This is a genomic window from Lelliottia jeotgali (assembly GCF_977070485.1).
The window spans coordinates 13,648-40,411 of the sequence record NZ_CDRVFO010000024.1 but is presented as its reverse complement, the minus strand read 5'-3'; the positions used below and the strand labels follow the sequence as shown (position 1 = coordinate 40,411).

Genomic DNA, 26,764 nt, shown 5'->3' with positions numbered 1-26,764 from the left:
AGGACCCATGGTCGAGCACGATTTCCGCTACACACTTTTCAACCCGCAACACACTTTGATCGAGTGCCGCGCCTTGGTACCGGGCCGCTATCAGGTGACCGGTAACGGTGGCTCGATGCACAAGGGCGACACCCTGCTGGTCACCCTCAAGGGCAGCAAGGACTTGTCCATGCGCCTGACCGTAGAGAGCGTGCGCCACCTGATCAACCCGCGTGGCCAATGGGTGGCCGTGGCCAGCGGCCCGCTGTTCAACGAGCTGGAAATCCTCAACTGGCAGGCTGAGTGCGACAGCTGCGACGCCGTACTGGACTTCGAATTCGCCGTGGACGCCAAGTTGGGCAAGAAAGCCCGCCAGCCTGCTGCCAGTGCGCGCATCGCCGAGCTGGGCTGGGCCAGTCGTGGCGACAAGCACGTGTGCCCGCGTTGCCAGGAGAGCGCCGAGTGAAGAATCTGCTCACCGGCGCCCTGATTGCCACCGGCCTGCTCGGCTGCGCCGCCGAACCGTCGAAGCTGCAACTGGAACGCAGCTATGTGCTGGAGTGGATCGGTGAACGCCCGCTGATCGACTACAGCCACCTGACACTGACGCTGGCCAGCGATGGCCGCGCCTATGGCAATGCGGGCTGCAACCATTGGTTTGCACCGTACGCGCTGGACGGCGAGCACCTGAGCTTCGGCAAGGTCGGCAAGACCCGCAAGTTGTGCGCGCCGGCGTTGATGGAGCAGGAAAAGCGCTTCCTGCAGGCGCTGGAGACGGTGCAGCGCTGGGATGTTTCGCCCGTCGAGCAGATGCGCTTCTGGCCGGCCGAGGGCAAGCCGCTGCGGTTCTGGCCTGAGGAGGGCTAGCTGCAAGCTGCAAGCTGCAAGAAAAAGCGGATCGGTGCACGGCCAGCTTGTTCTTGTAGCTTGAGGCTTGCAGCTTGCAGCTTTCAAGCCCCCTTGAGCGCCTTGATCTTGGCTTGCAGCCCTTCGAGGGTCTGCTCACCCAGCAGCTGCTCACGCACCTTGCCCTTGTCATCGATGATGTAGGTCACCGGCAACGCCTCGCTGCGTGGCAGGTCATAGCGCTCGGCCGGGTCCTGCGCCAGCACGGTAAAGCCGATGCCCAAGGTATCGGCCGCCTGCTTCAACTCCTGCCCCTGCAGGCCATCGAAGTTCACCCCCACCACCTTGATGCCATCGGCCGCCCACTGCTTGGCTGCGGTGTTCAGTTCAGGCACCTCTGTACGGCACGGGCCGCACCATTCAGCCCAATAGTTGAGCACCAGCCAGTGCCCGTCGATCTGCTCGGCCTTCACCGTGTTGCCGTGCTGGTCCACGCCGTAGTCGGCACCGCAGCCACCGAGCAAAAGGCCTGCGGTGATGGCCAATACTGCTGCCAAACGCCTTGCCATGGGTCAATCCTTCTCTAAGTTTCAAGCGAATGGGTCAGTTCCTGCGGTTAGAATAGCCGCCACACCCAGCTGGATGCGACCCGACATGACTGACTTGACGCTCTATCATAACCCGCGCTGCTCGAAATCCCGCGCGGCACTGGAACTGCTCGAACAACGCGGCCTGACACCGACCATCGTGCGGTACCTCGAAACCCCGCCCGACGCTGCCACCCTCAAGGCTCTGCTTGGCAAGCTGGGCATCGGCCCGCGCCAACTGCTGCGCACCGGTGAAGACGAATACAAGGCACTCGAGCTGGCCAACCCGGCCTTGAGCGATGCGCAACTGATCGACGCCATGGCGCAGCACCCAAAGCTCATCGAGCGCCCCATCCTGGTTGCCGGTGACAAGGCGGTGATCGGCCGACCACCAGAGAAAGTGCTGGAGATCCTGCCGTGAGCGCGCCCTACATCCTGGTGCTGTATTACAGCCGACATGGCTCGACCAGCGAAATGGCCCGGCATATCGCCCGCGGCATCGAGCTGGCCGGCATGGAAGCGCGCCTGCGCACGGTGCCGGCGATTTCCACCGAGTGCGAAGCCGTGGCGCCAGACATTCCGGCCAGCGGCGCGCTGTACGCCACCCTGGACGACTTGCGCCACTGCGCAGGCCTGGTGCTGGGCAGCCCAACCCGCTTCGGCAACATGGCCGCACCGCTCAAGTACTTCCTCGATGGCACCAGCAGCCTGTGGCTGGGTGGTGAACTGGTTGGCAAGCCGGCTGGCGTGTTCACCTCCACCGCCAGCCTGCATGGCGGCCAGGAAACCACCCTGCTGTCGATGATGCTGCCCCTGATGCACCACGGCATGCTGGTAATGGGCCTGCCCTACAGCGAATCGGCGCTGCTCGAAACCCGCGGCGGCGGCACGCCTTACGGCGCCAGCCACCACGCCGGCGCAGACGGCAAACGTGAGCTGGATCAACACGAGATCACCCTTTGCCGCGCCTTGGGCCAACGCCTGGCAACCACGGCCAAGGCGCTGGAGGCCTCGCGTGGCTAAGAAGCCGAAGGTGTTGCCACAACTGGAGTGGCTGGCACCGCGCCTGCGCCTCACACGCGCCTTGAGCCTGGCGTTCTTTTTTGGCCTGATCGCATTGCTGGTGGTGAACAACCTGTGGTTCGCCAACCTGCACGGGGCGCGGGTCGAAGTGATCCTGGCGATCGAGCTTGTGCCACTGCTTTTGCTGCTGCCAGGCATGTTGCTGGGCAGCGCCCGGGCGCATGCCTGGACCTGCTTTGTGGTGAATATCTATTTCATCAAAGGGGTGCTGGCGGCGTTCGACCCGTCACGGGCAGTGTTCGGCTGGGTTGAGGTGCTGCTGAGCCTTGGGCTGTTCGTCAGCGGGCTGCTGTTCGTGCGATGGAAGTTCCAGCATGAACGGCGCATGGCAGGTGAAGGGCGTTGATTCCGGGGGCTGCTATCGCAGCCCCGGGCTTTTCAATGGTTGACGGTATGCGCCAGCATCACCGACAACTGGCACAGCGGCCGCCCGCTTTCGGCATGCCACTGGTTGAACGTCTGCTGCACCAGCGCCAGGTCGCGCTGGCTGGTCGGCTGCTTGTCGATCACCTTCTGTGCAATCAGCGCAGCGGCCATATCATCGGTGGGGATGAACGTGTCCTTGCCGACCATGCGCAAAAAGCGTGGTGCAGATAGCCCGCCCAGCTGGTTGCCATGCTTGGCCAGGTACTTCCACAACCCGACGATATCGGTCACCGGCCAATCGGCGATGAACGCACCAAAGCTGCCCTTCTCCTTCGCCACATCCAAGATCATCTGCGCATTGCGCGGCACGCTCTTGAGCTTGCCCAGGTGGCGGATGATGCGCTCGTCCTGCATCAACCGCTCCAGGTGCTCTGCGCCCATCAGTACGACCTTCTCCGGGTCGAAGCCGAAGAACACCTGCTCGAACGCCGGCCATTTGGCATCTACCAGGCTGTGCTTGAGCCCGGCGCGGAACACGCGCAAGGCCAGGGTCGACAGGTAGCGGTCGTTGCTGATGTCGCGCAGCTGCGCCGGCGTGCGCGGCTGCGGCAGGAAGGCCTCCAGGGCTTGGGCCGAGCCGAAGCGGTTCAGGCAATACTCATGCAACCACTGGTAATCGCGCATGGATCAGATGTTCAGTACATCGAGGAAACGCGGAGTGGCGCTTTCGTCGATCTTGAGGCTGGTGAAGTCGAACAGGTTGCGGTCGGCCAGCTGCGACGGGGCAACGTTCTGCAGGGCGCGGAAGATGCTCTCGGTACGGCCCGGGTGCTTGCGCTCCCACTCCACCAGCATGTCCTTGACCACCTGGCGCTGCAGGTTCTCCTGCGAACCGCACAGGTTGCACGGGATGATGGGGAATTCCTTCATGTCCGAGTAGGCCTGGATGTCCTTTTCGCTGCAGTAGGCCAGCGGGCGGATAACCACGTTACGGCCGTCGTCGGCGCGCAGCTTGGGCGGCATGCCCTTGAGCGAGCCGTTGAAGAACATGTTGAGGAAGAAGGTCTCGACGATATCGTCGCGATGGTGCCCAAGGGCCATCTTGGTTGCGCCGATTTCGTCAGCGAAGGTGTACAGGGTACCTCGGCGCAGGCGCGAGCACAGCGAGCAGGTGGTTTTGCCCTCTGGCACCAGTTCCTTGACTACCGAGTAGGTGTCCTTCTCGACGATGTGGTACTCGACGCCCAGTTCTTTCAGGTAGGCCGGCAGCACATGCTCGGGGAAGCCCGGCTGCTTCTGGTCCATGTTCACCGCGACGATCTCGAACTTGATCGGCGCCACCTTCTGCAGGTGCAACAGAACATCGAGCATGGTGTAGCTGTCCTTGCCGCCGGACAGGCAGACCATGACCTTGTCGCCATCCTCGATCATGTTGTAGTCGGTGATAGCTTCGCCGGCGAGACGACGCAGGCGTTTTTGCAGTTTGTTCTGGTTGACCGAGAGGGTGCCCATAGCGCTTGGATCCGCGAGGTGTGACAAAAGCCGGCTATTTTACGCACAAACTACGCGCACCTGTAGGGATTCCGATAAAGACTTCAAGGGAATCAGCAGCCCTCCTTACAGCGCAATTTGCTCTAAAAAGCACAGTTTGTGCAGGGAACGGCTTCCTATACTGCGACATAAGGCCACATTACCGCTTGCATCGGCGCCCTGGCCTCGGGCCGCTTGCGCTCCATCTGGGGGGCGATTGGCAACAACGAGAGGAGTAACCGGCATGATTCATCACGTTGTGGGGCTGTTTACCCACCCCGACCAGGAATGGCGGGAGATACGCGGGGAAGACGAAAGCATAAGCCACATGTACCTGACGCACACGCTGATCCTGGCGGCGATACCCGCCGTTTCGGCATTCATTGGCACTACCCAGGTCGGCTGGGTGATCGGCGACCGGCCAGCGGTAATGTTGACGATGGAAAGCGCACTTTGGATGAGCATCATGTCCTACCTGGCGATGCTCGCCGGGGTCGCGGTAATGGGCGCTTTCATTCACTGGATGGCACGCACCTACGACGCCAACCCGTCCATGGCGCAATGCATCGCCTTTGCCACCTATACCGCCACCCCGCTGTTCCTCGGCGGCCTGGCAGCGCTTTACCCGCACCTGTGGCTGGGCATGCTGGTAGGGACCGCGGCCATTTGCTACACCGTTTACCTGCTGTACGTCGGTTTGCCGACATTCATGAACATACCGACCGATGAAGGCTTCCTGTTCTCCAGCTCGGTGCTGGCAGTGGGCCTGGTGGTACTGGTAGCGATCATGGCTGCGACCGTGATCATCTGGGGACTGGGCGTGGGGCCCGTCTATACCAACTAGCTTCGAAAACACCTAGATCCAACACTGGGGCATCAAACCGGAGGCCGCCGCAAGGCGGCTTCCGGCTGTGTGCTGACCGGTGGGCTCGGCAGCCTGCCGGTGCTTGCGGCATAATGCCCGGTCAGGAGAATTACCCCGCCATGCCCGAGCTGCTCAAACAACGCGTCGAAACCTGTTACCAGCAAGCCGAAACCTTTTTCAAGCGCCCCTTCCCGCGCCCGGAAGTCAGCTTCAAGCTGCGCGGGCAGAAGGCTGGCGTCGCCCACCTGCACGAGAACCTGCTGCGCTTCAACTTGCAGCTGTACCGCGAAAACCAGGAAGACTTTTTGCGCCAGACCGTGGCCCATGAAGTGGCGCACCTGGTGGCTCACCAACTGTTCGGGGACCGCATTCAGGCCCATGGCGAAGAGTGGCAGCTGATCATGCGCGGGGTGTATGAACTGCCGCCCAATCGCTGCCACAACTACGAAGTGCAGCGGCGGGTCGCGACCCGGTACATCTATCGCTGCCCATGCCCACAAGGTGAGTTTGCGTTTACCGCGCAGCGGCACAAGCTGGTGAGGCAGGGGCGGCGATACCTGTGCAAGCGGTGCAGGGAGACGCTGGTGTACAGCGGTGAGACTCGAGTTGAATGACAGCGAGCGCACCGATAGACCAGGCACAAAAAAGGCGACCCGAAGGTCGCCTTTCGCTTTACTGCATCAGGCTCAACGAGCCACGCCTTCAGCCACGCCCAGGTCGTCGGTCGGGCGGGTGTCAGCCAGCGGCGCACCACCGGAGGCCAGCTCCGACGCCAGCTTGTCGTTGTCCATCTCCTTGACCCACTTGGCCACCACCACGGTAGCAACAGCGTTGCCCACCAGGTTGGTCAGGGCGCGGGCTTCGGACATGAAGCGGTCGATACCCAGGATCAGCGCCAGGCCGGCAACCGGCAGATGGCCGACAGCCGACAGGGTAGCGGCGAGTACGATGAAGCCAGAACCGGTAACGCCGGCAGCACCTTTGGAAGCCACCAGCAGCACCAGCAGCAGGGTGATCTGGTGGGTGATGTCCATGGTGGTGTCGGTGGCCTGGGCGATGAACACTGCGGCCATGGTCAGGTAGATCGAGGTACCGTCCAGGTTGAACGAGTAACCGGTCGGGATCACCAGGCCAACCACCGACTTCTTGGCACCCAGGCGCTCCATCTTGGCCAGCATGCGTGGCAGCGCAGATTCCGAGGACGAGGTGCCCAGTACGATCAGCAGCTCTTCACGGATGTAGCGGATCAGCTTGAGCACGCTGAAGCCGTGCGCGCGGCAGATACCGCCCAGCACTACCAGCACGAACAGCAGGCAGGTGATGTAGAAGCAGGCCATCAGGTAGCCCAGCTGTACCAGCGAGCCAACACCGTACTGGCCGATGGTGAAGGCCATCGCACCGAAGGCACCGACCGGGGCCAGTTTCATGATCATGTTGATGATGTTGAACATGACATGGGCGAAGCGGTCGATCAGGTCCAGCAGCGGTTTGCCGTAGCTGCCCAGACGGTGCAGGGCAAAGCCGAAGATCACCGAGAACATCAGCACCTGCAGGATGTCGCCGTTGGCGAAGGCACCTACCACGGTGTTAGGGATGATGTTGAGCAGGAAACCGACGGTAGTCTGCTGCGCACCGGCGGCGGCGTAGGCGGCCACGCTGCTGGCGTTCAGAGTGCTGACGTCGATGTGCATGCCAGCGCCCGGTTTGACCACGTTGACGACGACAAGGCCGATGATCAGGGCGATGGTGGAAACGATCTCGAAATACAGAAGCGCGTAGCCGCCGGTCTTGCCGACCGACTTCATGTTCTGCATGCCGGCAATGCCGCTGACCACGGTACAGAAGATGATGGGCGCGATGACCATCTTGATCAGTTTGACGAAACCATCACCCAACGGCTTGAGGGCGACGCCGGTTTCTGGATAGAAGTGGCCGAGCAGGATGCCGATGGTGATGGCAACGATCACCTGGACATACAGAGATTTGTACAGCGGCTGACGTGTCGTCATGGCTAAATTTCCTCAAGTGTGCCTGCTTCACCCTTCCCAGGATGTCGGGGCACCTGAATCGCTAACCCTCCTGCACCCGGAGGGATTTGTCGTTGTGTTCGAGCTGCCTGGGCAGGCCTCTGCCAAGTCAGATAGCAAGGGCGATGCCAAAACGCCCATGAAGGGTGCAAAGGCCGTATTTGCTAGCGGGAAATGCCCAACGACAGGGCGAATTGCCTGAGGAAAGATGGCGGATTTCCGCCCGATGGCGGGATTTGTACAGGCACCTTGGCGGGAATCCGCCCTGCTTGTTGCGAGCGATGAGGCAGGAGCTGCCTGAACATCAATCAAGGTGAAAGGTGATCCGGAATGCCGCCCCGCCCAGCGGCGAATCACCCAGGCTCAGTTCAGCGTCATAGCTGTCGACGATATCTTTGACCACCGCAAGGCCAATCCCCTGCCCCGGATGCTGGCGGTCCAGGCGCTCGCCCCGCTCGAGAATCCGCTCACGCTGATCCGCCGGCACACCCGGCCCGTCATCTTCGATGCACAACGTCAGCCGCCCGGGAGCTTCCTGCAAGCTCACCCGCACCTGCCCCAGGCTCAGCCGGAAGGCGTTTTCCAAGAGGTTGCCCAACAACTCCAGCAGCGCGCCCTGCTCCATCGGCACTTGCGCCTGCGCCGGCACTTCAAGCAGCACCTCGACGCGCTTGTCGCGGTACACCTTGGCCAGGGTGCTGCACAGGCTGTCCAGCACCGGAAGCAACTGCACGCTGTGGCGCACCAGGCCACTCTTGCGCAGGCTGGCACGCTGCAACTGGTAGTCGATCTGCTGGCTCATGCGCTCGATCTGGCTCTGCAGCACCCGCGCCTGCTCGCGCTCGCTGACACGCTGCTGCATGCTCTCCCCCACGCCCTGCAGCACCGCCAGCGGGGTCTTGAGGCTGTGCGCCAGGTCACCCAGCGAGTCACGGTAACGCTGGCGCTGTTCCCGCTCGCTGCGCAGCAGGCGGTTGAGCGAGCCGGTGAGGCGCAACAGCTCACGCGGGTGCTCGGCACTCAGCCCATCGCGCGCACCGGCCTCCACCTCGTCCAGCTCGCGGCTCAGCCGTCGCAACGAACGCAGGCCCCAGGTCAGGCCGGCCCAAAGCAGCACCAGCAACGCCAGCAAGGCCGCACCAAAGCCGAGGTAGAGCTTTTCTCGCAGGCCATCGAGGGTTTGCTGGTACTCACGCACCGGCTGCAGGGCAACGATGCTGTAGGCGGCGCTCTGGCCACCCAGCAGCTTTATTTCGACGTCGTAGACAAAGAATTCCTCGCCGTCATCCTGGTGCATGCGGGCGAACTCATTGCCGCGCCCATCGTAGCGCGGCTGGTAGTTGATGTGCTGGTCGGCGGTGGCCCGGGAACGCCAGACCAGCTTCCCTTCGCGGTTGAAGATGTAACCGAGCAAACCGGTATAAGGCAGGTTGTAACGCTCGTCCGGCAGCAGTGCGGGCATCTGCAGCTGGCCATGCTCGATGCGCGCCGACGAAATCAGCGTGGTCACGTCAGAAGCCAGGCGCTGCTCGATCGATTCCTGCAAGGCCAGGCTAAAGGCCTTCTGCAGGGCGGGCAGCAGCGCCAGCATGAACAGCACCGCCAGCACCGCTGCCGCGAGCATCAAGCGCACCCGCAGCGAACGAATCATCGGCAACGCTCGGTGAACAGATAGCCGAGACCACGCACAGTGTCGATCGGCTTGAACCCGCGCTCACCTTCGAGCTTGCGACGCAGACGGCCGACCAGCACCTCGATGACGTTAGGGTCACGCTCCTCGTCGCCTGGATACAGCTGCTCCATCAGGCGCTCCTTGGCCACCACCTGCTGGTGATGACGCATCAGATACTCAAGGATGCGGTACTCGTAGGCGGTCAGCGCCAGCGGCTGCTCGTCAAGGGTCGCCTGCTTGCGGTTGAGGTCCAGCACCAAGGGGCCGGCGGCGATGGTCGACTGGGTGAAGCCGCTGGAGCGGCGCAGCAAGGCATTGAGGCGTGCCTCAAGCTCTTCGAACTGGAACGGCTTGACCAGGTAATCGTCGGCACCGGCGGCCAGGCCTTCGACCTTGTCCTGCCAGTTGCCACGGGCGGTGAGTATCAGAATGGGAAAGGTCTTGGCCTGGGTTCGCAGTCGGCCGATCAGCTCCAGGCCGCTCATGCCGGGCAGGCCGAGATCGATCACGGCCAGGTCGAAGTGGAATTGCTCGGCCTGGTACAGCGCTTCTTCGGCGTCAGCCACAGCCTGGACCACATGGCCGCTTTCGCCCAGGCGTGTATAGAGGTGGTGCCTTAACAGGGCTTCGTCCTCGACCACCAGCAGTTTCATGTGACGCTCCTTTCATGTATTGGCTGTACCGGCCTCATCGCCGGCAAGCCGGTTCCCACAGTGAACTCCACACACCTGAAAGCAGTGGAGACCCCGTGGAAAACGGCTTGCCGGCGATGAGGCCAGTAGAGGATAACTCGGCTCGCAGATCAGAACTTGTAGTTCGCCGACAGGTAAGTCTGAGCACTGCTGGTCAGGCGCAGGGTACCCTCTTTCGGCCCGCCGCTCGCCCCCACCTCGGTCGCTGCGTTGGTGCGCAGATAACGGTAACCCAGCTCAACCGAAGCTCGGTCGGTGATCTCCTGGATTACGCCGGCCTGCAGGCCGACTGCGTAGCCATAGTCGGTATCACGGCTGGCCCCTGGCGAGTCCTGGGTCAGCTTGGTCATGCCCAGGCTGCCACCACCGAACAGTTTGGTGGTATCGCCTACCGGCAGGAACAGGTCGTAGCTGCCCAGCAGGTTCTCCTGGCGCAGCTTCAGGCCGCTGTGGTCGCCCGAGACATTGTCGTAGGTCATGTAGTAGCGACCCTGGTCGTTGATCTTGCCCAGGCGCACGCCCCAGGTGTCATCCTTGCCGATGATGCCGTCGGCGTTCAGGTGGTCGGTGTTGCGTTGCAGCAGCCCGGACTTGCGTACCTTGTCGCTGGTCTGGCCGTAGGTCAGGCTGGCGAAGTTGTCGTCGGCGGCCTGGGCGGTGGTGATGCCAGCGACACAGACGGCCATGGCGGCCAGCAGGGTATTGAAGGTTTTCATGGCGTTATACTCCAGTTGAATGCGCTGTTTCGGTCTGGAAGCTAGAGTAAGCAGAACGCCCTGAACCGCGGCTGAACCCTGGCTGAACCTGGGCTGAACGATACGTTTGCAAAACAAGGAGTAGTGAACATGCGTGCCCTGCTGGTTTTGACCCTGATGTGCAGCGCCGCTCTTGCCCAGGCGGCAGTAGTGACCCGCGAGATCCCCTACCAGGACGACGATGGCAACCGCCTGGTCGGCTACTACGCCTATGACGATGCACTGGAGGGCAAACGCCCGGGCATTGTCGTGGTGCATGAATGGTGGGGGCTTAACGACTACGCCAAGCGCCGTGCCCGTGACCTCGCGGCACTGGGCTACAAAGCGCTGGCCATCGACATGTACGGCGACGGCAAGCACACCGAGCACCCGCAGGATGCCCAGGCATTCATGGCCCAAGCGCTGAAGGACCCGGCCGCGGCGGCCGCACGCTTCGACGCAGGCCTTGAATTGCTGAAAAAGCAGCCGAACGTCAACAAGCACAAACTGGGTGCCGTAGGTTACTGCTTCGGTGGCAAGGTGGTACTGGACGCGGCACGGCGCGGCGAAAAGCTGGACGGCGTGGTGAGCTTCCATGGTGCGCTGGCCACCCAGACGCCGGCCAAGCCTGGCGTGGTAAGGGCCGACATCCTGGTGGAGCACGGTGCGGCGGACAGCATGGTCACTGATGAGCAGGTCGCCGCGTTCAAGGCTGAAATGGATGCGGCCAAGGTCAATTATCAGTTCGTCAGCATTGCCGGCGCCAAGCATGGCTTCACCAACCCGGATGCCGACCGCTTGAGCCACGGCGCCCATGGTGGGCCGGACATTGGCTACAACAAGGCCGCGGACGAGAGTTCGTGGGCGGACATGCAGGCGTTCTTCAAGAAAGCATTCGACTGAAGATTGCCGGGGCCGCTTCGCGGCCCATCTCCCACACAGCCACATCGGCTGGCACAATACCGCCATGAACAGATTGCCTTCCTGCTGTGCCCCGCTCCAGCACCACTGGCCCCTGCCCCGCCCGTTGCCCGGCGCGGTGCTGGTCAGTTGCGCCTTCGACCCCAGCCGCCTGGCCGCCGACGACTTCCAGCGTGCCGGTATCGAACCCAGCCCCAGCCTGCAACGCTCGGTGGCCAAGCGCCAGGCCGAGTATCTGGCCGGCCGGGTGTGTGCGCGCGCCGCGCTGCAACGCCTGAATGGCAGCGACCATGTGCCCGGCACCCATGAGGACCGCTCACCGATCTGGCCCCCGGGCATCCACGGTTCGATCACCCACGGCAAAGGCTGGGCCGCCGCCGTGGTTGCCGCGCAAGGCAGCTGTCGCGGCCTGGGGCTGGACCAGGAAGCACTGCTCGACGACGAGCGTGCCGAACGGCTGATGGGCGAAATCCTCACCCAGGCAGAGCTCGAGCGCCTGGACCGCAGCCAGTTGGGGCTGGCGGTTACCCTGACCTTTTCACTCAAGGAAAGCCTGTTCAAGACCCTCTACCCACTGACCCGGCAGCGCTTTTACTTCGAGCACGCCGAGATACTGCAGTGGTCACCTGAAGGCCTGGCACGCCTGCGTCTGCTCATCGACCTGTCGCCAGAATGGCGCCATGGCGCCGAGCTGGAAGGCCAATTCTGCCTGCAGGACGGCCATCTGCTCAGCCTGGTCAGCGTCTAAGCCTTACAGCGGCGCCTGCTCGCGTGGCCAGTTGAGGCTGAAGCAGGCACCGCCCAGCGCTTCACTGCGCCCTACCGTGGCCCGGCCGGCGTGCCAGTAGATGATGCGCCGCACGATCGACAGGCCCAGGCCATGCCCTCCCGAAGCCCGGGTACGGCTGTCATCGAGCCGGGTGAACGGCGTGAAGATACGGTCCCAGTAACCTTCGGGGATGCCCGGCCCGTCATCTTCCACTTCGATGCGGCAGCGCTGCTGGCCCAGCTGGTAGCTCAGCCGTACTTCAGTCCGGGCATGGCGCAAGGCATTGCTGACCAGGTTCTGCAGCGCCCGATGCAGATAGCGCGGCTCGGCCTCGACCCAGGCATCTTCGCCATCCTGAAGCTCACAGGTACCGCGCGTCAGCCTGACGCCGGCATTGAGCGGGGCCAGCTCTTCGATCACCCGGTCGAGCAAGGCATCCAGGTCGACGCGCTGGAACTGCAGGGCCGGCGCGCCCTGCTCCAAGCGGGCGTAGGTCAGCATCTCGTCGACCAGCTTGTCCAGGTCCTGGATATCGCCGTCCATGCCTGCCAAATGCTTGGCCCGGGCCTGTTCGGTCGGCGCGCTTTCAATCATTTCCAGGCCAAAGCGCAAACGCGCCACCGGCGTGCGCAGCTCATGGGACACCGCCCGCACCAGTTCGCGCTGCATGTTCAACGAACGCTGCAGGTGTTCGGCCATGCCGTTGAACGCCGCCGCCAGGCGCCCCACCGAATCGGCATCGCCGGCGGGCACACGGGTTTCCAGGCTGCCCTGGGCGATGCGCGTGGCGGCCATTTCCAGGCCAGACACCCGCCGCTCCAGCTGACGCACCAGCAGATAGACCACCAGGCCAATCAGGCACAGGCCGAGGAACGCGATCAACACCAGCAATTGCGGCGGATAGGGGTTGAGCTGGTACAGCGGGCCAATCTCCAGCACCCAGGGCGAGCCCGGCAAGCCTGCGAACACGCGGATCGAATCGCCATCCTTGCCCAGCGCCATGACCGTGTCGCCCTCCTCTACCCGGCGCCGCTGGTCATCGTCCAGGCCGACCCGCTCCAGGCGCTGCAGGGCGATACCAAAACCGAACCCCTTGCTCTGCTTGATTTGTGCCAGGCGCTGTTGCTGTTCAGTGACGGGATAACGCACCAGTTCATCGGTGAGCAAATAGAGCGTGGCACGCGCCAGCTGCTCGCTGACCTGCTTGACCTCGGCCACCAGCAGCAGGTCTTCCTGGCCCACCTTGCGCAGCACCTGGGCGGCGTGCGGGCCGGTTTTCTGCACCACCACCAGGGCGCGATTCAGCCGCGCGCGCTGGCCGCCATCAAGGGTGCGCGCCGACAGGGGCAGCAAGTCCAGCGGCACGCCCAGCAAGCGCTCCCACATCAACAACGAGCGTTTGCGTTCGGTTTCATTCTGCTGGGCCAGGTTGTCAGCCATCAGGCTGAACGTGCCTTGGGCCAGGCGCTCGCGGTGCTGGGCGGCGCGCACTTCGTTGACCAGGTGCAGGCTGAGTACGCCGAGCAGGGCCACCAGCACCAGCACCGCAAGCATGCCGCCGTAAATGCGCAGGAAGATCGAGTTGTTCATGGTGCATCGCCGACGAACAGGTAGCCTTTGCTGCGCAGGGTCTTGATAAGACGGGGATGGATCGGGTCGTCGCCTATCTTGGGGCGGATCTTGGAGATGCGCACGTCGATGGAGCGGTCCTGGCCGTCGTAACCGACACCGCGCAAGGCGGTGAAGATCTGCTCACGCGACAGTACCCGCCCGGCATTGCTGGCCAGCAGCCAGAGCAGGTCGAATTCGGCTCCGGTAAGTTCGATCAGCTGATCGCCGAGCCGGGCTTCGCGCAGGCGGTTGTCGATGCGCAGGTCACCAAAGGCCAGCTCCTGGGTTTTGCCTTGTGCCGGCTCGCTGCGCCGCAGCAGGGCCTGGATACGTGCCAACAGCAGGCGTGGGCGCACCGGCTTGCACACGTAATCGTCAGCGCCAAGGTCCAGGCCCTGGACCTGGTCGAGCTCGTCGCTGCGGGCAGTGAGCATGAGGATGGGCCCTGCGTACTGGCCACGTACGCGGCGGCAGATGCTCAGGCCGTCTTCACCGGGCAGCATCAGGTCGAGGATGACCATGTCTGGCTGGCTGTCGACGATACGCCGGGCGGCGCGCGCACCATCGCCCTCCACTGCCACCTCGAAACCGTTGGCCTGCAAGTATTCAGCCGTAAGCTCGGCGAGGCGCTGGTCGTCTTCGACGATCAGGATGCGGGGTACGGGTTGGTCCATGGCGTTTGCCTTGATTGTTGTTTTTGCGTTGCCTGTTCCGGCCCCATTGCCGGCATTGCCATCTTAACCAAAAGGCAACATCCCCTGCCGATACTACGTCCCGCGCCCGGCACTGCCAACATCACCGGAAACACCCCTGGACTGAACCGTTTTTTGTGCTAGGGTTCGCGCCCTGAAAAATCTGCACCGGGGCAACGAGCCGCAGAAAAATACTGCAAACCACTTGGTACAAGGCCTACAGCCAATACCCACTATTCACTCACAAAGTACGCACAACTTATCCACAGGCGCTCGCCTTGCAAAGCCCCCGATACCGCATTATCTTGTATCCCCAGCGCAGCGAACCACTAGATGTTGGGTTTCACACACCAACGCCAAGCATGAGTCAGCAGACAAATTCAAGCGATTTTTCTGCCTGAACTTATTGTGGTTTCAACAACCAAACCGCTCCAGCGGAGATGGAGAGCAACAGCTTTTGGGCTAGCCCCATAGCCTTTGACTTCGGCCAGGGAGCGGCATGTTCTTTGCCCCTTATTCCTGAGTCTGTCCCGAAGTCGGTACGCCCGAGCGGGCGGATGCGCGCGCATGACGCATCCCCGCCAGGGCCGTCGAACAAGTGGACGGAACGGTGGGCGCCCAAAAGGCGCCTGAACATATAGAAACTGTGGAGACACCCACCCATGCAAACCGACACAACTCGCGAGAACCCGCAGGCTTTGGCGCCGCAGGCCGCCGATTCCAACCAGGATCTGGCCGCGACCGCTCCGGGCCAGCTGCGCGTGATCAAGCGCAACGGCACTGTCGTCCCTTACACCGACGATAAGATCACCGTGGCCATCACCAAGGCGTTCCTCGCAGTTGAAGGTGGCACCGCCGCTGCCTCGTCGCGCATCCACGACACCGTCGCGCGCCTGACCGAGCAGGTCACCGCCACGTTCAAGCGTCGCATGCCATCGGGTGGCACCATTCACATCGAAGAAATCCAGGACCAGGTCGAACTGGCCCTGATGCGTGCCGGCGAGCAGAAAGTCGCCCGTGACTACGTGATCTACCGCGACCAGCGTGCCAAAGAGCGCGCTACCCGCGCCAACACCGACGCCGCAGTCGAGCCGCACCCAAGCATCCGCATCACCCTGGCCGACGGCAGCCTGGCGCCGCTGGACATGGCGCGCCTGAACACCATCATCAGCGAAGCCTGCGAAGGCCTGGCCGAAGTCGATGGCGACCTGATCCAGCGCGAAACCCTGAAGAACCTGTACGACGGCGTGGCCATCAAGGACGTCAACACCGCCCTGGTGATGACTGCCCGTACCCTGGTAGAGCGCGAGCCGAACTACTCGTTCGTCACTGCCCGCCTGCTGATGGACACCCTGCGTGCCGAAGGCCTGGGCTTCCTGAACGTTGCCGACAGCGCCACCCACCACGAGATGGCCGACCTGTACGCCAAGGCCCTACCGGCCTACATCGCCAAGGGTGTCGAATTCGAGCTGCTGAACCCGGCCCTGGCCGACTTCGACCTGGAAAAACTGGGCAAGGCGATCAACCACGAGCGCGACCAGCAGTTCACCTACCTGGGCCTGCAGACCCTGTACGACCGCTACTTCATCCATAAGGATGGCGTACGCTTCGAACTGCCGCAGGTGTTCTTCATGCGTGTGGCCATGGGCTTGGCGCTGGAAGAGAAAGACAAGGAAGCCCGTGCGATCGAGTTCTACAACCTGTTGTCGTCCTTCGACTACATGGCCTCGACCCCGACCTTGTTCAACGCCGGCACCCTGCGCCCGCAGCTGTCGAGCTGCTACCTGACCACCGTGCCGGACGACCTGTCGGGCATCTACCACGCGATCCACGACAACGCCATGCTGTCGAAATTCGCCGGTGGCCTGGGCAACGACTGGACTCCTGTGCGCGCACTGGGCTCCTACATCAAAGGCACCAACGGCAAATCCCAGGGCGTCGTACCCTTCCTGAAAGTGGTCAACGACACCGCCGTCGCCGTGAACCAGGGTGGCAAGCGCAAAGGCGCTGTCTGCGCCTACCTGGAAACCTGGCACCTGGACATCGAAGAATTCATCGAGCTGCGCAAGAACACCGGTGATGACCGTCGTCGTACCCACGACATGAACACCGCCAACTGGATCCCTGACCTGTTCATGAAGCGCGTCTTCGATGACGGCAAGTGGACCCTGTTCTCGCCATCGGAAGTGCCAGACCTGCACGACCTGACCGGCAAGGCCTTCGAAGAGCGCTACGAGTACTACGAAGCCCTGACCGAGTACAACAAGATCAAGGTGTTCAAGACCATCCAGGCCAAAGACCTGTGGCGCAAGATGCTGTCGATGCTGTTCGAGACCGGCCACCCATGGCTGACCTTCAAGGACCCGTGCAACCTGCGCTCGCCGCAGCAGCACGTGGGCGTGGTCCACAGCTCGAACCTGTGCACCGAGATCACCCTGAACACCAACAAGGACGAGATCGCGGTCTGCAACCTGGGCTCGATCAACCTGCCGAACCACATTGTCGACGGCAAGCTGGACACCGCCAAGCTGCAACGCACCGTGAACACCGCCGTGCGCATGCTCGACAACGTGATCGACATCAACTACTACTCGGTGCCGCAAGCGCGTAACTCGAACTTCAAGCACCGCCCGGTCGGCCTGGGCATCATGGGCTTCCAGGACGCGCTGTACCTGCAGCACATCCCGTACGGCTCCGACGCTGCCGTCGAGTTCGCCGACAAGTCGATGGAAGCGGTCAGCTACTTCGCGATCCAGGCGTCCTGCGACCTGGCCGATGAGCGCGGCGCGTACGAGACCTTCCAGGGTTCGCTGTGGTCCAAAGGCATCCTGCCGCTGGATTCGCAACAGATCCTGATCGAGGCCCGTGGCCAGAAGTACATCGACGTCAACCTGGAAGAAACCCTGGACTGGGCGCCGGTACGTGCCCGCGTACAAAAAGGCATCCGTAACTCGAACATCATGGCCATCGCGCCGACCGCGACCATCGCCAACATTACCGGCGTGTCGCAGTCCATCGAGCCGACCTACCAGAACCTGTACGTGAAATCGAACCTGTCGGGCGAGTTCACCGTGATCAACCCGTACCTGGTCCGCGACCTGAAAGCCCGCGGCCTGTGGGACTCGGTCATGATCAACGACCTGAAGTACTACGACGGTTCGGTGCAGCAGATCGAGCGTATTCCGCAGGAACTCAAAGACCTGTACGCCACCGCGTTCGAAGTCGAGACCAAGTGGATCGTCGATGCCGCCTCCCGTCGCCAGAAGTGGATCGACCAGGCGCAGTCGCTGAACCTCTACATCGCCGGCGCTTCGGGCAAGAAGCTGGACGTGACCTACCGCATGGCCTGGTACCGTGGCCTGAAAACCACCTACTACCTCCGTGCCCTGGCCGCGACCAGCACCGAGAAGTCGACCATCAACACCGGCAAGCTCAACGCCGTTTCCAGCGGCGGCGACAGCGCCCCGGCCCAGGCCGCAGGCCCGGCGCCAGTGCCGAAGGCTTGCGCGATCGACGAGCCGGACTGCGAAGCCTGCCAGTAAGGCCTGCTGATGCCGCAAGGGGTGCCCCAACGGGTGCTCCTCGCGGCATTTTCTTATCTGCGCAAGCGCAGCTTTTGTAGGAGCGGCCTTGTGTCGCGAAGGGGCTGCAAAGCAGTCCCGGAATCCTTGTAAAAATATTGGATTCCAGGGGCCGCCTTGCGGCCCTTTCGCGACACAAGGCCGCTCCTACAAAAATCGCGCCAACCCAACATCATGTATCGATAAAATAAAAAACCACAACATGTAGTGCCTCGCGCTATTTGCCGCTAAACTCCCTTCCCGTAAAAGACGACACGAGATACCGTGAACGGACGCGCGTAAAACCGGTCGAAAAATTACCCTCGCCCGCAAGACGCGCACCCCGATCGAAAGCGAATTCCGGTATACTCCGCCCCCTCTGAAAAGGGCACCTATTCAAGTCCCTGGCCCCTCCCCGAGGCCTGGCCAGGCACGAATCCAGATGTAACGAGAGTCAGCCTCTCGAGCTGTCCATTCGCCGTTACGGCCTTGCGTCAGGCATCACATTTTTAAAATCCAACCGGTTGCCCCAGGGCGACCCTCAAGCAGGAGCCAAACCATGCTGAGCTGGGACGAATTCGACAAAGAAAACGGCGAAGTAGCCGCCAAAGGCAACACCCCTGCGCAGGCCAACGCCGCCGCCACCCTCGACAAGCTCGACAGCGCCGGCGGTGCTGCCGCCCTGGAAGCCCGTGCTGCCACCGCCGCCGACTCCGACGCAGTGAAGCGCGCCAAGGCCGCGCTGGACGCCCTGGACATCGCCGAAGGCCTGGCCGAGCTGGAAGGCTCCTCGGCCCGCGTCGCCGTTGACGAAAAGCGCATGATCAACTGCCGCGCCGACCTCAACCAGCTGGTGCCGTTCAAGTACGACTGGGCCTGGCAGAAGTACCTCGACGGCTGCGCCAACCACTGGATGCCGCAAGAGGTCAACATGACCGCCGACATCGCCCTGTGGAAGAGCCAGGACGGCCTGACCGAAGACGAGCGCCGCATCGTGATGCGCAACCTCGGCTTCTTCTCCACCGCTGACTCGCTGGTTGCCAACAACCTGGCCCTGGCCGTGTACCGCCTGATCACCAACCCGGAGTGCCGCCAGTACATTCTGCGCCAGGCCTTCGAAGAGGCGATCCACACCCACGCCTACCAGTACTGCATCGAGTCGCTGGGCATGGATGAAGGCGAGATCTTCAACATGTACCACGAGATCCCGTCGGTCGCGAAGAAAGCCGCCTGGGGCCTGAAGTACACCCGCGCCATCTCCGACCCGGAGTTCAACACCGGCACCGTCGAAACCGACAAAGAGCTGCTGCGCAACCTGATCGCCTACTACTGCGTGCTGGAAGGCATCTTCTTCTACTGCGGCTTCACCCAGATCCTGTCCATGGGCCGCCGCAACAAGATGACCGGCGTTGCCGAGCAGTTCCAGTACATCCTGCGTGACGAGTCGATGCACCTGAACTTCGGCATCGACGTGATCAACCAGATCAAGATCGAGAACCCGCACCTGTGGGACGCGGCGATGAAGGAAGAAGCGACCCAGATGATCCTGCAAGGGACCCAGCTGGAGATCGAATACGCCCGTGACACCATGCCACGCGGTGTATTGGGCATGAACGCTGCGATGATGGAGGACTACCTCAAGTTCATCGCCAACCGTCGTTTGACCCAGATTGGTTTGAAGGAAGAGTACCCAGGAACGACCAACCCGTTCCCGTGGATGAGCGAGATCATGGACTTGAAGAAAGAGAAGAACTTCTTCGAGACCCGCGTGATCGAGTATCAGACTGGTGGGGCGTTGAGCTGGGACTGATTGTCCGGGCTGAACATGGAAAAGGCTGCCAATTGGCAGCCTTTTTTTTTACTAAGAGCTCTTGCGAAAGATTGCAGCCTGGGGAATGCGCGGTTCTTGAGGTCTGCGCTGGATCTGTGGAAGCTGGGTTGCCGGCGATGGGCTGCACAGCAGCCCTGATAACGCTGACTGACTGGCATCAGCCTCCGGCCTGTCGACCGCTACCTGAGCAAAATCGAAGCCGGTACTCCAGCGTGGAGAAGCACAGCTATTTGACCGCACATCCCTTAGAACTCCCCAGCGCCCTACACCACGGAGTGTGGGTGCGGCTCAAGCGTATGTCACGGGGACGTCTGGAAAATGTGGTCGAAGCATACGCCTCTAAGCGACTTTAGTCGTAGTACCTCCTTAACAAAATGTTGATGCCCGAGCTAGAGCGGCTATTACTTGAAACGCGCTGGTCAAGGCTGCCATTTCCCGAATTCATTGCGCCAGCAAGCGTTGACATCCCCACCGTCGCTTGATAAAAACCGATGACGTTGTACGACAACACATAACAAAAACAACAATCAGTGGACAATCTCCCCATGTCGACCCCCATCGCGCTACACCCCAGCCTCTCGCCGCCCCTCATTCCAGCATGCACGGCCACCTAGTGCCGTAACCCTGTTTCACCCTACCCGGCCTTCACCGGCCCGTACCCACCCGCCCCTGCCGCAGGCCGCTTGCGCGTGCCCGGTGGACGGGCTGCCGCACCCTTTTGTGGAGCACAACAATAATGAAAATCTGCCATACCCTTCCCTTTGCCCTGCTGGGCGCCGGCATGATCGGGAGCTTGCCGGGCACCAGCGTGGCCGCAGGCTTCATCGAAGATTCCAAAGCCACGCTTGGCCTGCGCAACTTCTATATCAACCGCAACTTCACCAACCCCAGTAACCCGCAGAGCAAGGCCGAGGAGTGGACGCAAAGCTTCATCCTCGATGCACGCTCTGGGTTCACCGAAGGGCCGATCGGCTTCGGCGTGGATGTGCTGGGGATGTGGTCGGTGAAACTCGATGGCGGTGGCGGCACCTATGGCACTGCCCTGCTGCCGCGCCATGACGATGGGCGGCCGGCGGATGACTTCGGGCGCCTGGCTGTGGCGGGCAAGGCGCGGATTTCCAAGACTGAACTGAAAGTCGGCGAGTGGATGCCGGTGCTGCCGATCCTGCGTTCCGACGATGGCCGCTCGTTGCCACAGACCTTCCGCGGTGGGCAGGTCACCTCTAACGAAATCGCCGGGCTGACGCTGTACGGCGGGCAGTTCCGCGGCAACAGCCCGCGCAACGACGCCAGCATGGACGACATGAGCTACGGCGGCGGCCTGTCGGACCGTTTCAACTTCGTCGGTGGCGAATACAAGTTCAACCAGGACCGCACGCTGGTCGGGCTGTGGAACGCAGTGCTCAAGGACGTCTATGAGCAGCAGTACCTGCAACTGAGCCACAGCCAGCCGGTCGGCAGCTGGACCTTTGGCGCCAACCTCGGTTACTTCCATGGTGGCGAAGACGGCTCCGAAAAGGCCGGGCAGCTGGACAACAAGACCTATTCGGGGATGTTCTCGGCCAAGTATGGCGGCAACACGTTCTGGGTGGGCCTGCAGAAGGTCGATGGCGATACCTGGATGCGGGTCAACGGCACCAGCGGCGGCACCTTGGCCAACGACAGCTACAACTCCAGTTTCGACAATGCCAACGAGCGCTCCTGGCAGGTGCGTCATGACTTCAACTTCGTCACCGTTGGCGTGCCGGGGCTGACGCTGATGAACCGCTACATCAGCGGGCAGGACGTGCATACCGGGGCGGTGACCGACGGCAAGGAGTGGGTGCGGGAAACGGAGCTGGCCTATGTGATCCAGAGCGGGGCGTTCAAGGATTTGAGCGTCAAATGGCGCAACTCGTCGATTCGGCGCGACTACAGCAACAACGAATTCGATGAGAACCGGTTGATCTTCAACTACCCGCTGTCGCTGTTGTAACCCAGGCTGAGCCGTTCCCTGGAGCAACGGCCTTGTGTGGCAATTGCCTTGTGTAGGAGCGGCCTTGTGTCGCGAAAGGGCTGCGCAGCGGCCCCCGGCTATGGGGCCGCCTGCGAAGTTCTTGGGGCCGCTGCGCGCCCCTTTCGCGACACATGGCCGCTCCTACAGTTGACCACCAAACCAGGCGAAAGCCGCACACGCCTCATTGACAACTGCCAACCCCACTGCCAATAATCAACGCAGTCATACGACAACCTACAACAATTAACAAATAGAGCCGGCCATGACCACTACCCCCCTCAATCGCCTGCTGCTCACCGGAGCTGCAGGCGGCCTGGGCAAGGTCCTTCGCGAACGCCTGCAAGGCTACGCCGAGGTCCTGCGCCTTTCCGATATCAGCCCGATGGCACCTGCCGCGGGTCCGCATGAAGAGGTCGTGACCTGCGACCTGGCCGACAAGGCCGCCGTCCACGCACTGGTAGAAGGCGTCGACGCCATCCTCCATTTCGGCGGCGTATCCACCGAGCACTCCTTCGAGGACATCCTCGGCCCTAACATTTGCGGTGTGTTCCACGTTTACGAGGCGGCGCGCAAGCATGGGGTCAAGCGCATCATCTTCGCCAGCTCCAACCACACCATCGGTTTCTACCGCCAGGACGAGCGCATTGACGCTCACGCTCCACGCCGGCCCGACAGCTACTACGGGTTGTCCAAATGCTACGGCGAGGATATGGCCAGCTTTTACTTCGACCGCTATGGCATCGAGACCGTCAGCATCCGCATTGGCTCGTCCTTCCCCCAGCCACAGAACCCACGCATGTTGTGCACCTGGCTGAGCTACGACGACCTGGTCCAGCTCATCGAACGTGGGCTGAACACCCCAAACGTGGGCCACACCATTGTCTACGGCGCCTCCGACAACCGCACCGTATGGTGGGACAACCGCTATGCCGCGCACTTGGGCTACGTGCCTAAAGACACCTCCGAGGTGTTTCGCGAAGTGGTAGAGGCCCAGCCGGCACCTGCCGCCGATGACCCGAGCATGGTCTATCAGGGCGGCGCCTTCGCCGTAGCCGGACCGTTCAACTGATCCCCAGTGCTCCAGGAGGCCCGGCCATGAACTGCGAACTGATCGTCGACGCCCGCAACGGCACCGGCGAAAGCCCCGTGTGGCACCCCACCGAACAAGCCCTGTACTGGGTCGACATTCCTGCACGCCAGCTGCATCGCTGGCAGCCTGATGGTGACCATCAGACCTGGCAAGGCGACGAGATGCTCGCCTGCATCGCGCGCACTGAGCGGGGCTGGATCGCCGGCATGGAAAGCGGCATCTTCCAGCTTGAAACCAGGGCCGATGGCAGCCTTGCCAGCCACTTGCTCAGCGCCGTCGACCATGCCCAGAGCGGCATGCGTTTCAACGATGGGCGCTGTGACCGCCAAGGCCGCTTCTGGGCCGGCACCATGTTGATGGACATGCAGCAAGGCGCCAAGGTCGGCGCGCTGTACCGGCATGACGGCGAGGGCCAGTTACACCTGCAGCAGGAAGGCATGATCGTGCCCAATGGCCTGGCCTTCAGCCCCGACGGCACACGCATGTACCTGTCGGACTCGCACCCCGACGTGCAGAAGATCTGGGTGTTCGACTACGACATCGACAGTGGTATACCCCACAACAAGCGGCTGTTCGTCGATATGCGCGCCTTCCCCGGTCGCCCGGACGGCGCTGCCATCGACCAGGACGGCTGCTACTGGATCTGCGGCAACGATGCCGGTCAGATCCATCGGTTCACGCCGGATGGCCGCCTTGACCGCTCACTCAACGTGCCCGTGAAAAAGCCGGCGATGTGCGCCTTCGGCGGCGCCAACCTGGACACCCTGTTCGTCACCTCGATCCGCCCCGCAGGCATCGACCTCTGCGACCAGCCGCTGGCTGGTGGGGTATTTGCCTTCGAACTCGGCGTCAAAGGCCTGGAGGAACCTGCCTGCCGGGGCTGAACACCCGTACTGCCAACCACACTCGTACGCCCGAAACCGGATAATAAAAACCACGGAGTTTCATCATGACTTTCAAACGCAAGCTGCTTCTTGCTGCACTCCCGTTCGCCTTCAGCCTCTCCCTGCCAGCCCACGCGCTGGATATCAAATTCGCCGAGATCCACCCGGCCGGTTACCCGACCGTGGTCGCCGAGCAGAACATGGGCAAGAAGATCGAAGCCGCCAGCAATGGCGAGATCACCTTCAAGATGTTCCCCGGCGGCGTCCTGGGCTCGGAAAAGGAAGTCATCGAGCAGGCGCAGATCGGTGCCGTGCAGATGACCCGCGTCAGCCTGGGGATCGTCGGCCCGGTAGTGCCGGACGTGAACGTGTTCAACATGCCGTTCGTGTTCCGCGACCATGACCACATGCGCAAGATCATCGACGGCGATATCGGCCAGGAGATCCTCGACAAGATCACCAATTCCGAATTCAACCTGGTGGCCCTGGCGTGGATGGACGGCGGCTCGCGCAGCATCTACACCAAGAAGCCGGTGCGCAGCCTGGAAGACCTCAAGGGCATGAAGATCCGCGTGCAGGGCAACCCGCTGTTCATCGACATGATGAACGCCATGGGCGGCAACGGCATCGCCATGGATACCGGCGAAATCTTCAGCGCCCTGCAGACCGGGGTGATCGACGGCGCCGAGAACAACCCGCCAACCCTGCTCGAGCACAACCACTACCAGAGCGCCAAGTACTTCACCCTCACCGGCCACCTGATCCTGCCGGAGCCGGTGGTGATGTCCAAGACCACCTGGAACAAGCTCACGCCTGAGCAGCAGGCGCTGGTGAAAAAGGTCGCGCGCGAAGCGCAGATGGAAGAGCGCGCGCTGTGGGATGCCAAGACTGCCGCCAGCGAAGAGAAGCTCAAGGCCGCGGGCGTGGAGTTCATCAGCGTCGACAAGAAACCGTTCTTCGAGGCTACCGCTTCGGTACGCGAGAAGTACGGTGCGCCGTACGCGGACCTGATGAAGCGTATCGACGCCGTCCAGTAATACCGGCCCCCTTCCAAGTTTGACCTCGGCAGTGCGGCGCCCGCCGCCCTGCCGCTTTGGTGATGCCTATGAAATCGCTTTTCCTTAGCGTGAACGACACGCTCTACCGCAGCTGCATCTGGGTCGCCGGCCTGTCGATCCTGGCCATGTCGCTGATCATTCCCTGGGGCATCTTTGCACGCTACGTGCTGGGTACGGGCTCCAACTGGCCTGAGCCGGTGTCGATCCTGCTGATGGTGGTGTTCACCTTCGTCGGTGCCGCCGCCAGCTACCGGGCCGGCGCGCACATGGCGGTGGGGATGATCACCGACCGCTTGCCACCGCTGCAGCGCCAACTGGTTGCACTGCTGGTGCAGCTGCTGATGCTTATGGTGTGCGTGTTCATGACCTACTACGGCATCAAGCTGTGCATCACCACCTGGAACCAGTCGCTGGCCTCCTTGCCTGGTGTGCGGGTGGGCATGACCTACGCGCCGATCCCCGTCGGTGGCGTGCTGACACTGATTTTTGTACTGGAAAAACTCCTGCTGGGCGATCAGAGCAACCGCAAGGCGGTTCGTTACGATCTGGCGGAAGAAAACGAAGGAGCTGCGTAAATGGATGCGTTCATTCTGTTGGGCAGTTTCATCGTGCTCATCCTGATCGGTATGCCGGTGGCCTTCGCCCTGGGCCTGTCGGCGCTGATCGGCGCCTGGTGGATCGACATTCCGCTGCAGGCGATGATGATTCAGATCGCCAGTGGGGTTAACAAGTTTTCACTGCTGGCCATTCCGTTCTTCGTGCTGGCTGGCGCAATCATGGCCGAAGGTGGCATGTCACGGCGGTTGGTGGCCTTCGCCGGGGTACTGGTGGGCTTCGTACGGGGCGGGTTGTCGCTGGTCAATATCATGGCCTCGACCTTCTTCGGCGCCATTTCCGGCTCGTCGGTGGCTGACACCGCGTCTGTAGGCTCGGTACTGATCCCCGAGATGGAGCGCAAGGGCTACCCGCGCGAGTTCTCCACGGCAGTGACCGTCAGCGGCTCGGTGCAGGCACTGCTCACACCACCCAGCCACAACTCGGTGCTGTACTCGCTGGCGGCGGGCGGCACAGTGTCGATCGGCTCGCTGTTCATTGCGGGGATCATGCCCGGCTTGCTGCTGAGCGCGGTGATGATGGGCCTGTGCCTGATTTTCGCCAAGAAACGCAACTACCCCAAAGGTGAAGTGATCCCGCTGCGTCAAGCGTTGAAGATCGCCGGCGAAGCACTGTGGGGCCTGATGGCGATGGTCATCATCCTCGGCGGTATTCTCTCGGGCGTGTTCACCGCCACCGAGTCAGCTGCCGTGGCAGTGGTCTGGTCGTTCTTCGTGACCATGTTCATTTACCGTGACTACAAGTGGCGCGACCTGCCCAAGCTGATGCACCGTACGGTACGGACCATCTCGATCGTGATGATCCTGATCGGCTTCGCCGCAAGCTTCGGCTACGTGATGACGCTGATGCAGATCCCGTCGAAGATCACCACAGTGTTCCTGACCCTGTCGGACAACCGCTACGTGATCCTGATGTGCATCAACTTCATGCTGTTGCTGCTGGGCACGGTGATGGACATGGCGCCGCTGATCCTGATCCTGACGCCGATCCTGCTGCCAGTGATCACCGGCATAGGTGTGGACCCGGTGCACTTCGGCATGATCATGCTGGTGAACCTGGGCATCGGGTTGATCACTCCCCCGGTGGGTGCGGTGCTGTTCGTCGGCTCGGCCATCGGCAAGGTGAGCATCGAATCGACGGTCAAGGCGCTGCTGCCGTTCTACCTGGCGCTGTTCCTGGTGCTCATCGCGGTCACCTATATCCCGGCCATCTCGCTGTGGCTGCCGAGCGTTGTGCTGTAACGGCGCTCATCCGGGGCCGCTGTGCGGCCCATCGCCGGCAAGCCGGCTCCCACTGGGACAACGCCGATCTGAAGGCCAATGCCAAACCTGTGGGAGCTGGCTTGCCAGCGCTGGG

Annotated in this window: 26 protein-coding genes; 17 read left to right on the top strand and 9 right to left on the bottom strand. The window is 62.3% G+C overall.

Annotation, left to right across the window (positions count from 1 at the left end):
- The first annotated feature begins 7 nt into the window (after positions 1-7).
- The gene (locus ACW4TB_RS25265; protein WP_012313125.1) at positions 8-445 is read left to right on the top strand and encodes a hypothetical protein; all 438 of its coding nucleotides are present in this window, start codon (positions 8-10) and stop codon (positions 443-445) included.
- Positions 442-846, top strand: a complete 405-nt coding sequence (locus ACW4TB_RS25260) for an META domain-containing protein (RefSeq protein ID WP_012313124.1) — start codon at positions 442-444, stop codon at positions 844-846. The genes ACW4TB_RS25265 and ACW4TB_RS25260 overlap by 4 nt, the downstream gene beginning before the upstream one ends.
- A gap of 83 nt (positions 847-929) precedes the next feature.
- On the opposite strand, the gene ACW4TB_RS25255 is transcribed toward ACW4TB_RS25260, so the two are convergent.
- Positions 930-1,394: a TlpA disulfide reductase family protein gene (locus ACW4TB_RS25255; RefSeq protein WP_012313123.1), complete on the bottom strand. Its 465-nt coding sequence runs from the start codon at positions 1,392-1,394 to the stop codon at positions 930-932.
- A gap of 85 nt (positions 1,395-1,479) precedes the next feature.
- On the opposite strand from ACW4TB_RS25255, the gene arsC reads away from it, so the two are divergent.
- The 3 genes from arsC to ACW4TB_RS25240 are packed head-to-tail and all read left to right on the top strand — an operon-like array spanning position 1,480 to position 2,841.
- Positions 1,480-1,833: an arsenate reductase (glutaredoxin) gene (gene arsC / locus ACW4TB_RS25250; protein WP_012313122.1), complete on the top strand. Its 354-nt coding sequence runs from the start codon at positions 1,480-1,482 to the stop codon at positions 1,831-1,833.
- The gene (wrbA, locus tag ACW4TB_RS25245) at positions 1,830-2,435 is read left to right on the top strand and encodes an NAD(P)H:quinone oxidoreductase (protein WP_012313121.1); all 606 of its coding nucleotides are present in this window, start codon (positions 1,830-1,832) and stop codon (positions 2,433-2,435) included. Before arsC ends, wrbA begins: the two co-directional genes overlap by 4 nt.
- Complete coding sequence (locus ACW4TB_RS25240) at positions 2,428-2,841, top strand: DUF2069 domain-containing protein (RefSeq protein ID WP_012313120.1); 414 nt, start codon at positions 2,428-2,430, stop codon at positions 2,839-2,841. The genes wrbA and ACW4TB_RS25240 overlap by 8 nt, the downstream gene beginning before the upstream one ends.
- Before the next feature lie 32 nt (positions 2,842-2,873).
- On the opposite strand, the gene ACW4TB_RS25235 is transcribed toward ACW4TB_RS25240, so the two are convergent.
- Positions 2,874-3,545: a DNA-3-methyladenine glycosylase I gene (locus tag ACW4TB_RS25235; protein WP_012313119.1), complete on the bottom strand. Its 672-nt coding sequence runs from the start codon at positions 3,543-3,545 to the stop codon at positions 2,874-2,876.
- A gap of 3 nt (positions 3,546-3,548) precedes the next feature.
- Entirely contained in the window at positions 3,549-4,373 is an 825-nt protein-coding gene (gene ttcA, locus ACW4TB_RS25230; RefSeq protein ID WP_012313118.1) for a tRNA 2-thiocytidine(32) synthetase TtcA, read from the bottom strand.
- Positions 4,374-4,638: 265 nt separating this feature from the next.
- Between ttcA and ACW4TB_RS25225 the strand changes: the two genes are divergently transcribed.
- On the top strand, positions 4,639-5,235 hold the full coding sequence (locus ACW4TB_RS25225; RefSeq protein ID WP_455843104.1) for a Yip1 family protein: 597 nt from the start codon (positions 4,639-4,641) through the stop codon (positions 5,233-5,235).
- Positions 5,236-5,375: 140 nt separating this feature from the next.
- A complete protein-coding gene (locus ACW4TB_RS25220) occupies positions 5,376-5,870 on the top strand; it encodes a SprT family zinc-dependent metalloprotease (RefSeq protein ID WP_012313116.1) in 495 nt (164 codons plus the stop codon).
- A 72-nt stretch (positions 5,871-5,942) separates the two neighbouring features.
- Here ACW4TB_RS25220 and ACW4TB_RS25215 read toward each other — a convergent pair whose 3' ends face one another.
- The 4 genes from ACW4TB_RS25215 to ACW4TB_RS25200 all read right to left on the bottom strand — a co-directional run bounded on the left by ACW4TB_RS25215 (position 5,943) and on the right by ACW4TB_RS25200 (position 10,363).
- Positions 5,943-7,265, bottom strand: coding sequence for a dicarboxylate/amino acid:cation symporter (locus tag ACW4TB_RS25215; protein WP_012313115.1), 1,323 nt, complete (start codon positions 7,263-7,265; stop codon positions 5,943-5,945).
- A 322-nt stretch (positions 7,266-7,587) separates the two neighbouring features.
- The gene (locus tag ACW4TB_RS25210; protein WP_279931485.1) at positions 7,588-8,934 is read right to left on the bottom strand and encodes an ATP-binding protein; all 1,347 of its coding nucleotides are present in this window, start codon (positions 8,932-8,934) and stop codon (positions 7,588-7,590) included.
- Entirely contained in the window at positions 8,931-9,608 is a 678-nt protein-coding gene (locus ACW4TB_RS25205; RefSeq protein WP_046787467.1) for a response regulator, read from the bottom strand. Before ACW4TB_RS25205 ends, ACW4TB_RS25210 begins: the two co-directional genes overlap by 4 nt.
- A 149-nt stretch (positions 9,609-9,757) precedes the next feature.
- Positions 9,758-10,363 carry an outer membrane protein gene (locus tag ACW4TB_RS25200; RefSeq protein WP_279931488.1) on the bottom strand — a complete coding sequence of 202 codons (606 nt, stop codon included), beginning with the start codon at positions 10,361-10,363 and terminating at the stop codon, positions 9,758-9,760.
- Positions 10,364-10,492: 129 nt separating this feature from the next.
- On the opposite strand from ACW4TB_RS25200, the gene ACW4TB_RS25195 reads away from it, so the two are divergent.
- Positions 10,493-11,284: a dienelactone hydrolase family protein gene (locus tag ACW4TB_RS25195; RefSeq protein ID WP_012313111.1), complete on the top strand. Its 792-nt coding sequence runs from the start codon at positions 10,493-10,495 to the stop codon at positions 11,282-11,284.
- A gap of 64 nt (positions 11,285-11,348) precedes the next feature.
- A complete protein-coding gene (locus tag ACW4TB_RS25190; RefSeq protein ID WP_254467254.1) occupies positions 11,349-12,050 on the top strand; it encodes a 4'-phosphopantetheinyl transferase family protein in 702 nt (233 codons plus the stop codon).
- Positions 12,051-12,053: 3 nt separating this feature from the next.
- Here the strand turns inward: ACW4TB_RS25190 and ACW4TB_RS25185 are convergent, their stop codons facing one another.
- Positions 12,054-13,661, bottom strand: coding sequence for an ATP-binding protein (locus ACW4TB_RS25185; RefSeq protein WP_279931490.1), 1,608 nt, complete (start codon positions 13,659-13,661; stop codon positions 12,054-12,056).
- Positions 13,658-14,356, bottom strand: coding sequence for a response regulator transcription factor (locus ACW4TB_RS25180; RefSeq protein ID WP_279931492.1), 699 nt, complete (start codon positions 14,354-14,356; stop codon positions 13,658-13,660). Before ACW4TB_RS25180 ends, ACW4TB_RS25185 begins: the two co-directional genes overlap by 4 nt.
- 680 nt (positions 14,357-15,036) lie before the next feature.
- On the opposite strand from ACW4TB_RS25180, the gene ACW4TB_RS25175 reads away from it, so the two are divergent.
- From ACW4TB_RS25175 to ACW4TB_RS25140, 8 genes are all read left to right on the top strand, one after another.
- Positions 15,037-17,916, top strand: coding sequence for a ribonucleoside-diphosphate reductase subunit alpha (locus tag ACW4TB_RS25175; RefSeq protein ID WP_012313107.1), 2,880 nt, complete (start codon positions 15,037-15,039; stop codon positions 17,914-17,916).
- Positions 17,917-18,493: 577 nt separating this feature from the next.
- Complete coding sequence (locus ACW4TB_RS25170) at positions 18,494-19,744, top strand: ribonucleotide-diphosphate reductase subunit beta (protein WP_279931495.1); 1,251 nt, start codon at positions 18,494-18,496, stop codon at positions 19,742-19,744.
- 757 nt (positions 19,745-20,501) lie between these two features.
- The gene (locus ACW4TB_RS25165; protein WP_012313105.1) at positions 20,502-21,740 is read left to right on the top strand and encodes an OprD family porin; all 1,239 of its coding nucleotides are present in this window, start codon (positions 20,502-20,504) and stop codon (positions 21,738-21,740) included.
- A gap of 283 nt (positions 21,741-22,023) precedes the next feature.
- Positions 22,024-22,830, top strand: a complete 807-nt coding sequence (locus tag ACW4TB_RS25160) for an NAD-dependent epimerase/dehydratase family protein (protein WP_012313104.1) — start codon at positions 22,024-22,026, stop codon at positions 22,828-22,830.
- A gap of 26 nt (positions 22,831-22,856) precedes the next feature.
- Positions 22,857-23,735 (top strand): glucurono-1,5-lactonase, encoded by an 879-nt coding sequence (locus tag ACW4TB_RS25155; RefSeq protein ID WP_279933766.1) that lies wholly within the window; start codon positions 22,857-22,859, stop codon positions 23,733-23,735.
- A 65-nt stretch (positions 23,736-23,800) separates the two neighbouring features.
- Positions 23,801-24,772, top strand: coding sequence for a TRAP transporter substrate-binding protein (locus ACW4TB_RS25150; RefSeq protein ID WP_012313102.1), 972 nt, complete (start codon positions 23,801-23,803; stop codon positions 24,770-24,772).
- Positions 24,773-24,840: 68 nt separating this feature from the next.
- Positions 24,841-25,368 carry a TRAP transporter small permease gene (locus ACW4TB_RS25145; RefSeq protein ID WP_039603134.1) on the top strand — a complete coding sequence of 176 codons (528 nt, stop codon included), beginning with the start codon at positions 24,841-24,843 and terminating at the stop codon, positions 25,366-25,368.
- Complete coding sequence (locus ACW4TB_RS25140) at positions 25,369-26,649, top strand: TRAP transporter large permease (RefSeq protein ID WP_012313100.1); 1,281 nt, start codon at positions 25,369-25,371, stop codon at positions 26,647-26,649. It abuts the gene before it with no gap.
- Positions 26,650-26,764: the final 115 nt, after the last annotated feature.

Excerpts from the sequence above, each read along its gene's own strand:
- ACW4TB_RS25140 (WP_012313100.1), top strand. The coding sequence starts at position 25,369 with ATGGATGCGTTCATTCTGTTGGGCAGTTTCATCGTGCTCATCCTGATC.
- ACW4TB_RS25200 (WP_279931488.1), bottom strand. The coding sequence starts at position 10,363 with ATGAAAACCTTCAATACCCTGCTGGCCGCCATGGCCGTCTGTGTCGCT.
- ACW4TB_RS25185 (WP_279931490.1), bottom strand. The coding sequence starts at position 13,661 with ATGAACAACTCGATCTTCCTGCGCATTTACGGCGGCATGCTTGCGGTG.
- ttcA (WP_012313118.1), bottom strand. The coding sequence starts at position 4,373 with ATGGGCACCCTCTCGGTCAACCAGAACAAACTGCAAAAACGCCTGCGT.
- ACW4TB_RS25170 (WP_279931495.1), top strand. The coding sequence starts at position 18,494 with ATGCTGAGCTGGGACGAATTCGACAAAGAAAACGGCGAAGTAGCCGCC.
- ACW4TB_RS25205 (WP_046787467.1), bottom strand. The coding sequence starts at position 9,608 with ATGAAACTGCTGGTGGTCGAGGACGAAGCCCTGTTAAGGCACCACCTC.
- ACW4TB_RS25180 (WP_279931492.1), bottom strand. The coding sequence starts at position 14,356 with ATGGACCAACCCGTACCCCGCATCCTGATCGTCGAAGACGACCAGCGC.
- ACW4TB_RS25155 (WP_279933766.1), top strand. The coding sequence starts at position 22,857 with ATGAACTGCGAACTGATCGTCGACGCCCGCAACGGCACCGGCGAAAGC.
- ACW4TB_RS25165 (WP_012313105.1), top strand. The coding sequence starts at position 20,502 with ATGAAAATCTGCCATACCCTTCCCTTTGCCCTGCTGGGCGCCGGCATG.
- ACW4TB_RS25265 (WP_012313125.1), top strand. The coding sequence starts at position 8 with ATGGTCGAGCACGATTTCCGCTACACACTTTTCAACCCGCAACACACT.
- ACW4TB_RS25255 (WP_012313123.1), bottom strand. The coding sequence starts at position 1,394 with ATGGCAAGGCGTTTGGCAGCAGTATTGGCCATCACCGCAGGCCTTTTG.
- ACW4TB_RS25195 (WP_012313111.1), top strand. The coding sequence starts at position 10,493 with ATGCGTGCCCTGCTGGTTTTGACCCTGATGTGCAGCGCCGCTCTTGCC.
- ACW4TB_RS25235 (WP_012313119.1), bottom strand. The coding sequence starts at position 3,545 with ATGCGCGATTACCAGTGGTTGCATGAGTATTGCCTGAACCGCTTCGGC.
- ACW4TB_RS25145 (WP_039603134.1), top strand. The coding sequence starts at position 24,841 with ATGAAATCGCTTTTCCTTAGCGTGAACGACACGCTCTACCGCAGCTGC.
- arsC (WP_012313122.1), top strand. The coding sequence starts at position 1,480 with ATGACTGACTTGACGCTCTATCATAACCCGCGCTGCTCGAAATCCCGC.
- ACW4TB_RS25190 (WP_254467254.1), top strand. The coding sequence starts at position 11,349 with ATGAACAGATTGCCTTCCTGCTGTGCCCCGCTCCAGCACCACTGGCCC.
- ACW4TB_RS25160 (WP_012313104.1), top strand. The coding sequence starts at position 22,024 with ATGACCACTACCCCCCTCAATCGCCTGCTGCTCACCGGAGCTGCAGGC.
- ACW4TB_RS25175 (WP_012313107.1), top strand. The coding sequence starts at position 15,037 with ATGCAAACCGACACAACTCGCGAGAACCCGCAGGCTTTGGCGCCGCAG.
- ACW4TB_RS25150 (WP_012313102.1), top strand. The coding sequence starts at position 23,801 with ATGACTTTCAAACGCAAGCTGCTTCTTGCTGCACTCCCGTTCGCCTTC.
- ACW4TB_RS25210 (WP_279931485.1), bottom strand. The coding sequence starts at position 8,934 with ATGATTCGTTCGCTGCGGGTGCGCTTGATGCTCGCGGCAGCGGTGCTG.
- ACW4TB_RS25220 (WP_012313116.1), top strand. The coding sequence starts at position 5,376 with ATGCCCGAGCTGCTCAAACAACGCGTCGAAACCTGTTACCAGCAAGCC.
- ACW4TB_RS25215 (WP_012313115.1), bottom strand. The coding sequence starts at position 7,265 with ATGACGACACGTCAGCCGCTGTACAAATCTCTGTATGTCCAGGTGATC.